This window comes from Nocardia sp. NPDC059764, from assembly GCF_042732555.1.
Taxonomy (GTDB): domain Bacteria; phylum Actinomycetota; class Actinomycetes; order Mycobacteriales; family Mycobacteriaceae; genus Nocardia.
The window spans coordinates 1-12,237 of the sequence record NZ_JBHWHH010000082.1 but is presented as its reverse complement, the minus strand read 5'-3'; the positions used below and the strand labels follow the sequence as shown (position 1 = coordinate 12,237).

General features: G+C 71.3%; 9 protein-coding genes. 6 read left to right on the top strand and 3 right to left on the bottom strand.

Annotated elements, in window-relative coordinates; genetic code table 11:
- The first annotated feature begins 19 nt into the window (after positions 1-19).
- Positions 20-1,342: an acetyl-CoA C-acetyltransferase gene (locus ACFV4K_RS19425; protein WP_379276515.1), complete on the top strand. Its 1,323-nt coding sequence runs from the start codon at positions 20-22 to the stop codon at positions 1,340-1,342.
- A 73-nt stretch (positions 1,343-1,415) separates the two neighbouring features.
- Here the strand turns inward: ACFV4K_RS19425 and ACFV4K_RS19420 are convergent, their stop codons facing one another.
- Positions 1,416-2,525 (bottom strand): ADP-ribosylglycohydrolase family protein, encoded by a 1,110-nt coding sequence (locus tag ACFV4K_RS19420; RefSeq protein WP_379276514.1) that lies wholly within the window; start codon positions 2,523-2,525, stop codon positions 1,416-1,418.
- A gap of 16 nt (positions 2,526-2,541) precedes the next feature.
- Positions 2,542-2,982 carry a hypothetical protein gene (locus ACFV4K_RS19415; protein WP_379276512.1) on the bottom strand — a complete coding sequence of 147 codons (441 nt, stop codon included), beginning with the start codon at positions 2,980-2,982 and terminating at the stop codon, positions 2,542-2,544.
- 379 nt (positions 2,983-3,361) lie between these two features.
- Here ACFV4K_RS19415 and ACFV4K_RS19410 point away from each other — a divergent pair, with 379 nt between their 5' ends.
- The 4 genes from ACFV4K_RS19410 to ACFV4K_RS19395 all read left to right on the top strand — a co-directional run bounded on the left by ACFV4K_RS19410 (position 3,362) and on the right by ACFV4K_RS19395 (position 9,670).
- The gene (locus ACFV4K_RS19410; protein WP_379276511.1) at positions 3,362-3,856 is read left to right on the top strand and encodes a universal stress protein; all 495 of its coding nucleotides are present in this window, start codon (positions 3,362-3,364) and stop codon (positions 3,854-3,856) included.
- A gap of 163 nt (positions 3,857-4,019) precedes the next feature.
- Positions 4,020-5,111, top strand: a complete 1,092-nt coding sequence (locus ACFV4K_RS19405; protein WP_379276509.1) for an isochorismate synthase MenF — start codon at positions 4,020-4,022, stop codon at positions 5,109-5,111.
- A gap of 127 nt (positions 5,112-5,238) precedes the next feature.
- Positions 5,239-5,409, top strand: coding sequence for a DUF2613 domain-containing protein (locus ACFV4K_RS19400; protein ID WP_071812209.1), 171 nt, complete (start codon positions 5,239-5,241; stop codon positions 5,407-5,409).
- Entirely contained in the window at positions 5,390-9,670 is a 4,281-nt protein-coding gene (locus tag ACFV4K_RS19395) for an alpha-(1->3)-arabinofuranosyltransferase (RefSeq protein ID WP_379276507.1), read from the top strand. Before ACFV4K_RS19400 ends, ACFV4K_RS19395 begins: the two co-directional genes overlap by 20 nt.
- Positions 9,671-9,683: 13 nt before the next feature.
- Here the strand turns inward: ACFV4K_RS19395 and ACFV4K_RS19390 are convergent, their stop codons facing one another.
- Complete coding sequence (locus tag ACFV4K_RS19390; protein WP_379276505.1) at positions 9,684-10,835, bottom strand: acyltransferase family protein; 1,152 nt, start codon at positions 10,833-10,835, stop codon at positions 9,684-9,686.
- Between the two features lie 187 nt (positions 10,836-11,022).
- Between ACFV4K_RS19390 and ACFV4K_RS19385 the strand changes: the two genes are divergently transcribed.
- Positions 11,023-12,159, top strand: coding sequence for a DUF3068 domain-containing protein (locus ACFV4K_RS19385; RefSeq protein ID WP_379276504.1), 1,137 nt, complete (start codon positions 11,023-11,025; stop codon positions 12,157-12,159).
- Positions 12,160-12,237: the final 78 nt, after the last annotated feature.

The window sequence follows — 12,237 nt, the reverse complement described above, 5'->3', positions numbered from 1 at the left end:
CGAGACACTGGAGACTCGAGTGACCACCAAAGCCCGTTCGGCGAAGGCCGCGGCCAAGAACACCAAGCAGGCCCGCCCGGTTGCCATCCTCGGCGGTAACCGCATCCCGTTCGCGCGGTCCGACGGCAAGTACGCCCACGCCTCCAACCAGGACATGTTCACCGCCACCCTGAACGGCCTGGTCTCCCGCTTCGGCCTGCAGGGCGAGCGCCTGGGCATGGTCGTCGGCGGCGCGGTGCTCAAGCGCGTCGGCGAACACGGCATGATCCGTGAGAGCGTGCTGGGATCGACCCTGTCGCCGTACACCTCGGCCCACGACCTGCAGCTCGCCTGCGGCACCGGCCTGCAGTCCATCGTCACCGTCGCCGACGGCATCGCCCTGGGCCGCATCGAGAACGGTATCGGCGGCGGCACCGACACCACCTCCGACGCGCCGATCGGCGTCAGCGAGGGCATGCGCGAGTGGATGCTCGACGCCAACCGCGCCAAGAAGAACTCCGACTACGTGAAGCTGGTCGGCCGCCTGCGCCCGTCCATGGTCGGTATCGAGATCCCGCGCAACGCCGAGCCGCGCACCGGCCTGTCCATGGGTGACCACGCCGCCATCACCGCCAAGGAGTTCGGCATCGCCCGCGAGGCGCAGGACGAGCTGGCCTACCTGTCGCACAAGAACATGGCCGCCGCCTACGACCGCGGCTTCATGGACGACCTGATCACCCCGTTCCTGGGCCTGACCCGCGACGACAACCTGCGTCCGGGCTCCACCCTGGAGAAGCTCGCCACCCTGAAGCCGGTCTTCGGCACCAAGCTGGGTGACGCCACCATGACCGCCGGCAACTCCACCCCGCTCACCGACGGCGCGTCCGCGGTGCTGCTGGGCTCCGAGGAGTGGGCGGCCTCGCGCAACCTCTCCCCGCTGGCCTACCTGGTGGACTCCGAGGTCGCCGCCGTGGACTACATCCACGGCCCCGACGGCCTGCTCATGGCCCCCACCTACGCGGTGCCGCGCATGCTGGCCCGCAACGGCCTGACCCTGCAGGACTTCGACTACTACGAGATCCACGAGGCCTTCGCCTCCGTGGTGCTCGCCACCCTGCAGGCGTGGGAGTCGGACCAGTACTGCAAGGAGCGTCTGGGCCTGGACGGCGCGCTCGGCAAGATCGACCGTTCCAAGCTGAACGTGAACGGCTCCTCGCTCGCCGCGGGCCACCCGTTCGCCGCCACCGGCGGCCGCATCATCGCCCAGACCGCCAAGCAGCTGGCGGAGAAGGGTGGCGGCCGGGCGCTGGTCTCCATCTGCGCCGCGGGCGGCCAGGGCGTCGTCGCCATCGTCGAGCGCTAGCCGACACCGCGTCACCCCGCGAAGGCGGTGCGTTCCGAATCCTCGGATCGCACCGCCTTTCTCGCATCCGGGGCTATACGAGCAGGTTTCGCGTGCGGCCGGCCAGGTCGGCGAGACCGCTGCCGTCGGTGGCGGACAGCGCGGCGGCCCCGGTCAGGATGCCCGCCACCGAGCCGACGGTCGCGCTGTTCGAGTCGGTGTCCCAGCCGCCCTGGACGGTCAGGGTGACGGTCCGGTCGAAATCGCCGTCGCCCCAGAGCAATCCGGCCGCGATGAGGCAGGCGTTGCCGATGGCGTGCACCCGGTTGTAGTGGTCGTGGCGGGCGTGGACGGCGGTCACGGCCCGCTCCCAGGTGTCGCCGCGAGCGTGGTCGGCGAGCACCTCGGCCAGGGCCACGGCGAGGCGGGAACGGGCCGGGACGACGGCCGCGGCGGTGGTCAGCGCCGAGGCCGGGACGTGATCGGTGAAGGCGGCGGCGATCAGGGCGGCCGACCACATGGCGGCCCATAAACCGTTGCCCGTGTGGGAGATCGAGGCGTCGCGGGCGGCCGCGTCGGCAGCCCGGCGGGGGTGCCCGGGGTGGGTGTAGCCGTGGATGTCGGCGCGGGCGAGGGCGCCGACCCACTCCCGGTACGGGTTTCGGTGGGTGGCGGTGTCGGGTGGGGTGAAGCCGTCGATGAGATTGCGGTAGGCGACCCGTTCGGCGGTGTAGGTCCACAGGAACGGCAGACGCTCGAGCCATTCGGCCGCAACGTCGTCGGGACTGAAGTCGAGGCCGCGGCGTTCCAGCAGGTGCAGGCCGAGCACCGCGTAGTCGACTTCGGTGGCGGCGCGGGAGCGGGCGGCGTGGCGGCCGAGCCAGCCGCCGTGCAGGCGATCCAGCAGTTCCGGCTCCGGCAGCGTTCCGGCCGAATCCTGCTCGCTCCCGGCCGGATTGCCGGGGTGCGGCGCGTCGGCCCACTCCGTGTACGGCCAATCCGGTAGCCGGGACGCGTGTTCGATCTTGTCCAGGAGTCGCCAGCAGGCCGCGGGAACCGGCCGGTCGGTGTTCGCCAGCTCGCGCACTTCTTCCTCGAAGTCGTCCACGGCGTAACCGGATTCGACGCGCTGACACCACTCGTAATACAGCAGGGCACGGGGGTCGGCCTCATGATGGCCGAACATGGCCGCCTCGATCGTCACCTCGATACCGCAGCGGTCACAGCACCGCGCGGGTGGCCGTGACCACCTCGGAGAGCAGCGGCAGCGATTCGTCGCGCCGGGGCTCGCGCGCCCACCAGCGACCCTCGTGGGTGTGCCGCCCGAATCCGGTGGGCAGGATGACATTACTGCGGTGCGGGCCGATGTCGACGCTGTTGCGCTCCAGCAGCTCCAGCAGGTCGTCGGCGGGGTAGCCGTCGAAGACCGCGAGGAAGGTCCGGCGCGACGGCTTGTCGCGCACCAGCACCGGGCCGGGCGTGCCGCGCTCCATCATCTCGTGAAGGATCAAGCCCCCCAAGGGTTCCGGGGTGTTCAACGCCGCGATGGTGTCGTTGAGCGGTAGTACCACGAAGCCGGGGGTGGTCACGTGCACGTAGGGGAGGCCGAACAAGGAGCGGTACACACGCGCCCACTCCTGCGGGGTCGTCAGCTCGTCCAACCGCACAATCCACCCCTCGTTCGGGCCCTGCTCCAACGACGGCGATGTCGATCGTCGGCGACCGCCGACAATTTCAGTGAAAACCCGTACCCCCCATCGCACCACCGCTTTGGGTGAATCGTTCGCAAACTGTGGAGAACTTGCGACCGTGCCGAATTGCCCTACGCTTCGCTACGGGCGGGTTCGCGGCCCCTGGTCCCGATTCTTCCCTCCTCCGCTCCTCCGCTTCGCTCCTCCGCTTCGCTCCCCCGCTCCAAGCGCGGGGAGGCGGAGCGCAGTCCAGAATCGGGACGGCCGCGAACACTGAGTTCGGGCTTGACAGGTAGTTCTCGGGGTAGTGTCTGAGAGACAGAGAGGCGTTCCTACCAGGAGGTTCGTCATGCCCTGCGATTTGATGCTGATCGCCTACGACGGCTCCGAGAATGCCCGGCGGGCCGTCGAATACGCGGGACGGTTCCTGGCCGCGAATCGGGCCGTGGTGCTGACGGCGTGGGAGCCGATGGTGCGACAGGCCGCGCGGCTGTCGGGGTTGTCCGGGGTGATGCAGCCGGAGTGGATGACCGACGACGAAATAGAGGACGTCGCGCTCGTGGACGCCCGGAATATCAATGCCGAAGGCGTGCGCCTCGCCAAACTGGCCGGTCTCAATGCTGAGGCGCGCACCGTGGAGTGCAGCACCACCATCTGGACCGCCATCGTCGAGACCGCCGACGAGCTGGATGTGGACATCATCGTGGCGGGCACCCGCGGGGCCACCGGCATCCGCGCCCTCATGCACTCCAGCGTCGCCGACGCCGTGCTCAAGCACTGCCACCGGCCGGTGCTGATGGTGCCGCCGGGCCGTGAACCCGACGAGAAACTCGCCGGTCGGTGAGGCTCCGGCCCTGGTCGGCGCCCCGCTCGCGGGCCGGATCGCACCGCTTGCGGGAAAGATGCTGGGCCGCAGGGTGATCCGTCTCACCAGGCCGACGGCGGGGTGAGAGATGCGTCGCTCCCGGGGCTCGAGCGTGCGGGCGCGGGGCTATCGTCGATCCATCATGGACGGATTTCTGCTCGCGACCCCGGACGGCGTGCTGCGCACCTCCGGCACCCAGGCCGCGTTCGACTCGGCGGCGGCCGCGAGCACGGCGCTGCGGTCCGGCGCGGCCGAGCTGATCGTGGGCGCGCTGCCCTTCGATCCGCGCGGGCGGGCCGCGCTGACCGCCCCCGAGCAGGCCCTCCACACCGCCGGTCCGTGGCGGCCCGCCGCCCTGCCGGAGCTGCCCGAAGTGCGGGTCGTCGCCGAAATACCGAGTGCCGCAGACCATGTCGCGCGGGTCACGAAACTGGTCGAGCAACTGGGCGATCCCGCGCAGCCGCTGCGCAAGGTGGTGGCCGCCCGCGCGCTGCGGGTGGCGGCGGAGGCCCCGCTGGAACCCGAGGTGATCGCGGCCCACCTGGTCACCAGGCATCCGCGCGCCGCCGTCTACGCCGTCGACCTGACCGCCGCCGGACGGCCGGGCGGCACCCTCCTCGGCGCCACTCCGGAAACCCTGGTGTCGCGACACGGCCGCGCGGTCACCCTGCGCCCGCTGGCGGGCACCCTGCTCCGGCTCGCCGATCCGGCCGCCGACGCCGAGCAAGCCCAGGATTTGCTGGCCAGCACCAAGAATCGCGACGAGCACGCGTACGTGATCGATTGGATCCGGGAGCTGCTGACCCCCGTCTGCTCCGAGCTATCCATTCCCGACGCCCCCGAACTGCTCTCCACCCCCGAGGTCTGGCACCTGGCCACCCCCATCCGCGGCGTCCTGCGCGACCCGGCCACCACCGCCCTGGACCTGGCCGTTCTGCTGCACCCCACCCCCGCGGTCTGCGGCACCCCCACCGATCTGGCCCTGGACGCCATCACCGCGCTCGAGGGCGACCGCGGTTTCTACGGCGGCGCGGTCGGCTGGTGCGACGCCGCCGGCGACGGCGACTGGTTCGTGGCGATCCGCTGCGCCGAACTCGCCGCCGACGCCCGCACCCTGCACGCTTCCGCCGGCGGCGGCATCGTCGCGGCCTCCGACCCGGTCGCCGAACTCCACGAGACCACCGCCAAACTCCGCACCTTCCTGGGCGGACTGAGCTGTGCGATTCCGGAGTAGCCGGGCCGCGCGATTCCGGACCAACCGGGCGGTGCGATTCCGGAGTAACCGAGCGTCGCGAATCCCGGTGCGCAAAACCTGCTAGGTTGGCCGGGTTACGCATGCGTCCGATGTTGGGAGTACCGCGATGAAGTTTGCCGTTCCTGGTGCAGCGAGTGCTGTCGGTGGAGCCCTCGTCGGCCTGGCGGCGGTCCTGGTCATCACCATGGCGGCCTCGCAGGACAAGCGGCCCGATATCGACCGCAGCGGTGACGCCTCGTCGTCGCTGCTGAACAACGTTGAGTACGGCTCGCGCTGACCGGACGACCTCCGAACCAGACCACACCGAAGACTCACAGTCCGCGACCGGTCCGGACGAGGACCGGTCGCCGACTACCGCGCCGCTGGGCCGCCGCTGGCTGCTCGGCAGCGTCATCGCAGCATTCCTGCTGACCTTTCTGCAGGCCCCCGGGCAAACCGTCGCCGACACCAAGTACGACCTGGCGCAGAATCCGCTCGGCTTCCTGTCACGCGCCTCGCATCTGTGGAGTAGCCAGGCCCCGATGGGCCAGGTGCAGAACCAGGCGTACGGCTACTTCTTCCCGCACGGGGCGTTCTTCTCGCTCGGGCACGTGCTCGGGCTGCCCGCCTGGGTGACCCAGCGCATCTGGTGGGCGCTACTGCTGCTCGCCGGATTCTGGGGCATCGTCCGGCTCTGCGAGACCCTCGGCATCGGCAGCCGCGGTTCGCGGGTGATCGCCGCGGTCGCGTTCGCGCTGTCGCCGCGCGTGCTCACCACCCTCGGCTCCATCTCCTCGGAGACGCTGCCGATGATGCTGGCCCCGTGGGTGCTGCTGGCCCCGGCCGCGCTGGGGGTGGCGATGCGGCGGGACCGGAGCTCCGAACCACCGAAGCGCGGGATGGCGACGCCCGCGGGCAGTGCCCTCGCGCTCGCCCTGATGGGTTCGGTCAACGCGGTGGCCACGGCGGCGGCCTTCCTGCCCGCGGCCCTGTGGTGGTTGTCGTACAAGCCGAATCGAGCGTGGTGGCGGTTCACCCGCGCCTGGATCCCGCTGCTGGCGCTGGGCACCTTCTGGTGGGTGGTGCCACTGTTATTGCTGGGCAAGGTGAGTCCGCCGTTCCTGGACTACATCGAGTCCTCGGGCGTGACCACACAGTGGGCCTCGCTCGGCGAGGTGCTGCGCGGCACCGACAGCTGGACGCCGTTCGTGTCGCCGGAGCGCATCGCGGGCGCGGTGCTGGTCACCCAGCCCGCGGCGGTGCTGGCCACAGGGCTGCTGGCGGCGGCGGGCATGGCGGGTCTGGCCATGCGGGCCATGCCGAATCGCGGTCGACTGGTGCTGATCCTGATCGTCGGCCTCACCGGCATCTGCGCGGGCTACGCGGGCGCGCTGGGCGGACCGTTCGCCGAACAGGTGCGCCTGTTCCTGGACTCCGGCGGCGCGCCCCTGCGGAACGTGCACAAGCTGGAACCGCTGATCCGACTACCGCTGGTGCTCGGGCTGGCGCACCTGCTGGCCCAGGTCCCGCTGCCGGCCTCGGTGCCGATGCCGGTGTGGCGCAGAGCGTTCGCGCATCCGGAACGCGATCGCATGGTGGCGGTGGGCGCGCTCATCCTGACCGCGCTGGCCCTGTCCACCTCGCTGGCCTGGACCGGCAAGCTCGCACCGCGCGGCAGCTACGACGAGGTCCCGGCCTACTGGCGGCAGACGGCGGACTGGCTGGCGCACAACGCCTCCGACACCCGCGCGCTGATCGTGCCGGGCGCGCCGTTCGCCTCGCAGGTGTGGGGCCTGACCCGCGACGAGCCGATGCAGGCGCTGGCGAGCACCCCGTGGGCGGTGCGGGACGCGGTGCCGCTCAACCCGCCCGGCGCGATCCGCGCCATGGATTCGGTGCAGCGGCTCATCGCCGACGGACGGCCGTCGGCGGGGCTGGCGGCCACGCTGGCCGGACAGGGCATCGGAGTCCTGGTGCTGCGCAACGACCTCGACCCGGAGACCTCGCGCTCGACCCGGCCGATGCTGGCGCACCGCGCCATCGAAGGGTCGCCGGGGATCCGGAAGGTCACCGAATTCGGGGATCCCATCGAGACCGGCAAGGTGGAGGGCCTGGTCTCGGACGGGGATCTGCTGCCCGGCTACCCGGCCGTCGAGATCTACCGCGTCGAGGTACCCGCGCCCGGCACGCCCACCAGCGTGCGCAGCGGCGTGGGCGCGCCGGATTCGTTCCCGGGCGCGTTCACCGTTCCGCTCGCGAATCTCCCTGTCGTGCAGGGCGGACCGGAAGTCGTGGAACGATTGCGGCGCAATCCGGCCGAGCCCGCCGGACCGGTCCTGCTGGCCGCCGACGCGAACACCGCCGGACTGCCGCAGCACGGCGTCACCATCACCGACACCCCGATGGACCGCGAAGCCGACTTCGGGCGCGTCGACAACCACAACTCGGCGCTGCGGGCCCCCGGCGACGCCCGCCGCACCCACAATCTCGTCCCCGACTATCCGGTGCCCGGCGCACCGCTGGTGGAGGGCGAATGGTTCGGCGCGACCGTCACCGCCTCCAGCGCCGCGGGCGACGCCACCCAGTTGGGCGGGGCCGCGCCCGGCAGCTCCACCGCCGCCGCGGTGGACGGCGACCCGGCCACCGCGTGGATCAGCAATGGCGCCGAACACGCTGTCGGCCAATGGCTTCGACTCGACCTGGACAAGCCGGTGAGTTCGGCGGTGCTGCGGCTGGCCACCAGCGCGGCCGCCATCGGCAGCCCGATCAAATGGGTCGAGGTCGAGACCGCCAAGGGCACCGTCGCGGGCCGCGTCACCGAACCCGGTGCGCCCGTGTCGATCTCGCTGCCGCCGGGCCGCACCGACTGGATCAAGATCACCGCCGTACACACCGAGGACGGCAGCGCCGGTGGACAGTTCGGAATCGCCGAACTGAGCCTGGACGACTACGCCGACCGCGAGAACCCGGTCGCCGTCGACATCCGGCATCGCACCGTGCTCCCGCCCGCCCCCGCCGGCGCCACCGTCGCGGGCTGGGACCTGGGACAGGAATTCCCCGGCCGCAGCGCCTGTTTCGACTCCCCCGACCGGATCCGCTGCAGCAAGGGCCTGGCGCTCGCCGCCGAGGAACCGAGCCTGTTCGAGCGCACCCTCCAGGTGCCGGAATCCGTCACCGTGGCCCCGGACCTGATCGTGCACACCCGCCCCGGCCCCGCCCTGGAGGCCCTGCTCACCGATCCGGACCGGCCCATCGCCCGCGGCCGGGCCGATGTCGCGGACCCGCGCGGCTCAGCACTCGCCGCCACCGACGGCGACCCGCTCACCAGCTGGACCGCGCCCGAGACCACGGTGCGCAATCCGGCCGGGCCCGAACCCACGCTCACCATCGAACTTCCGGCCCCCACCCTGGTGACCGGGCTGACCGTGACGCCCTCGCGCGGCGATCTCCCCGCGCACCCGACCGCCGTCACCGTGAACCTGGGCGACGGCCCCCAGGTGCGGGAGGTGAAGCCGGACTCCGGCAGCACCACCCGCCTGGAGCTGTACCCGACCGTCACCAGCCGCATCGAGATCTCGCTGCAGAGCTGGGACGGTGTGCTGGACCGCACCGCACTGGGTTTCGCGCAGGAGCAGCCGCCGGGTCTGGCCGAGGTGACCGTGCTCGGCCCGGACTATCCGGCGCCCGCCGATCCGAATCGGCCCATCACCATCGACTGCGCGCACGGGCCCACCATCGTGGCCGCCGGTCGCACCCTGCACACCACGGTCACCGGGACCGCTGCCGAATTGCGTTCCGGCGCACCGCTGCCCGCCACCGTGTGCGGGCTCGACGACAACGGCGGCGGCGTGTCGGAGGACCACTCCTTCGAATTCCCCTCCGGGCGCGTGGATGTCGCGGTCGCGCCGACCGAGCTGTTCACCGTCGACGAGCTGCGCCTCGACCGCCCTCCCCTGCCAGCCGCGACGGAGACGCCCGAGGCGACCGGCACGCAGGTGCTGGTGCTGCCGCTGTCGACGAATGTCGGCTGGCAGGCCACGACGGCCGACGGCACCGCGCTGAAACCCGTGGTGATCAACGGCTGGCAGCAGGCGTGGCTGGTGCCGACCGACACGCACGGCCCGATCACCGTGTCGTTCCCCACCGACCGCTGGTACCGGGCGGCCATCTTCGGCGGCCTGGTGCTGCTGATTCCCTTGCTGGCGCTGGCCTTCCGGGGCGCGCGGTCGCCGGTTCGCGCGGACGGTCCGCCGCCGCGCGCCTGGCGCAGCCGGACCGTCGCCGGGCTCGGCCTGGCCGCCGGGGCCGGTCTGATCGCGGGCCCGGTCGCGCTGGTGCTCACCGTGTTCGGCCTGATCGGCGATCATCTGCGGCCGCGAGGCTGGTCGCGCATCCTGATCGCGCTCGCGGGCGGCGGCACCGCCGTGTGCGCGGCCGCGCTGTCCACCGGACCGTGGCGGTCGTTCGAGGGCTATGTCGGCGGTTCGCTGTGGGTGCAGTTCCCGGCACTGGTCGCGATCATCGCGGTCGGGATCGCGGCCCTGCCGCCGCGCCACTGAATCACGCTGCCGCTCAGCCGAAGCGGCGGCGCGTCCACTTCCGTACCGGCTCCTCGACGAGGGCGAAGCTGGCTGCGGCCAGGGGCAGCGTGAAGACGACGGTCAAGACGTAAACCACCACGAAATGCCCGCGGAACGGCACCACGCCGAACACCGGGAACACGATCGACAGCACCGCGAGGTGCCAGATGAAGACGCCGTAGGACCAGCGGCCGAAGGTGGCCGCGACCCGGCTCTCCAGGAAGCGGTGCGGCAGGTCCGGCCGCAGCACCAGCGGGGCGATCAGCCCGAAGCCGACGATCGCGCCGAGCGCCATCTTGGCGGCGTACTGCCAGGGCTGCCCGTGCACCAGTCCGCGCGGCCCGGCCAGGTCGGTGGTCGCCAGGACCATGGCCGCCACGGCCAGCGGCCACATCAGCCAGCGGTTGCCCGCCACCCGCCGCCAGGTCGGCGCGGGCTGGTCGGCGAGTTCGGCGAGCAGCATGCCGACCGCGAACCAGGGCAGGTAGCCGGGCAGCCAGTTGTCGGAGTGGATGCCGTCGGGGGTGGGGACGGGCAGGAAGTTCCAGCCGAGACAGATCACCGCGAGGCCGAGCACCACCGGCACCCGCAGTCGCGCCCGCTGCCCGCGCAACCACACCAGCGCGAACGCCAGCAGCGGCAGCACCAGATAGAAGGCGACCTCCACCGAGAGACTCCACATCTGGGTGAGCCCGTCGGTCAGCGTGAACGGCACGAACACCTGCAGCAGGCCGAGATTCGACAGCCACACCCGCAGTCCGGCGGTGTGCGCCGCGCTCGGCAGCAGGATCAGCACCGCGCACACGACCACCCAGTAGGCGGGCAGGATGCGGGCCGCGCGGTGCAGCAGATACCGTCCGGCGCTCGGCGCCACCCCGTGCCCGCGGGCCGCCGCGGCGTGCGGCCGCCACAGCAGGAATCCGGACAGCGCGAAGAACACCGCGACCGCGAGATCGAAGCGCTCCCACACCCGGCCGAGCACCGGCTGTCCGGTGGCGCCGGTCTGGAAGGCGACGTGGGTGAGCACGACCCCCAGGGCGGCGAGCGCGCGCATGCCCTCGAGCGCGGGAACAAAGCGGCCCGGACGGACCGGCGCCGAGTCCAGGTCGGGCGTCTCCGCGGTGGTGAGGGTGGTCGTCGTCATCGGGTCCCAGTGTGCCTTGCGGGTGTTCCGCGGATCATCCGGCTTTTGACTTGGGGGCGTTTCGGGGTGTTTTCCTGCCTCGGCCGCACTCAGGGACCGCTCGGACTGTTAGTGTCTGGGCTCACGAGTGCTGCGCGGCGACCGCAGTACTGGAAGAAACACGCGTTCGACGACGAGGAGAACCTGCATGGCACTCAGTGCCGGTACCAGAAGGACGGTTGCCTGCGTACTCGTGGGGCTCGGCGCGATGCTGCTCGTCGCTGCCATCATGGTCCCCACCTACACGGTCAGCCGCCTCGCGAAGACGCCGTTGGATCTGGAGATCACGACCGTCGCGACCAACCCGCAGACCGGGGCGCCCAGTGAGGTGCTGGACTCGAAGTCGCTGACTTCGACGACCGGCTCGGCGAAGGTGGACCAGAACGTCCCGCTCGTCTCGCAGCGCTTCCTCACCGTCGAAAACCCGTCCGACGCTTCGGAGATGACCATTCAGGCCGGTCAGACCCTGCGCCGCACGGACAAGCAGGGCGACACCGGCCTGCTGACCGCGAGCATCGACCGCGTCACCGTGGACCGCAAGACCGGTGAGCCGGTGGAGTCGGTGGACGGCGGCCCGAACGGCGCGATCGCCGTGACGGTCGACAAGAAGGGCGAGTCGGTCATGGACCCCGTGCAGCACAAGGGTCTGCAGTACCGCTTCCCGATCGGCACCGAGAAGAAGACGTACCCGTACTTCGACCTCAACACTCGCAAGACCTACGACGCCCCGTTCGTCGAGGAAACCGAGATCAACAGCCTGAAGGTCTACCACTTCCAGATGACGGCACCGGTCACCGACCTGTCCACCGTCGCGAACTCGCCGACCAACAAGCTGACCCTGCCCGCCGCCAAGTGGGGCGTGGAAGGCGACGGCGACGTCACCATGGCGCGCTACTACACCAACGTCCGAGACCTGTGGGTCGAGCCGGACACCGGCACCGTCATCAAGGGCCAGGAGCAGATTCACCTGTTCTACGCCCGCTCCGGTGACAAGCCCGAGGTGACCGCGCTCAAGTCGACCCTGGTGTTCGACGAGAACACCATCGAGTCGCAGATCTCGGTGGCCAAGGAGAACATCGACAAGCTGTCGCTCTACGGCCGCACCATGCCGATCATCCTGGGCGTCCTCGGCCTGCTGTTCCTGATCGCCGGCATCGTGCTCGGCCTGCTCGGCAAGAGCGGCGACGGCCGCACCCCGGCCCGCCGCGGCCCCGCCCCCGCGGGCGGCCCGGCTCCCTCGTTCGACGCGCCGACCCAGCAGATCGACATGAACAAGCGCCCCTGACGGCACCCGTTCCCGGCGGGCCACCCCCGTTCGCCGGTGGTGGGCCCCGGGCGGTCGCGGGCCCCCCGCCGGGGTGCG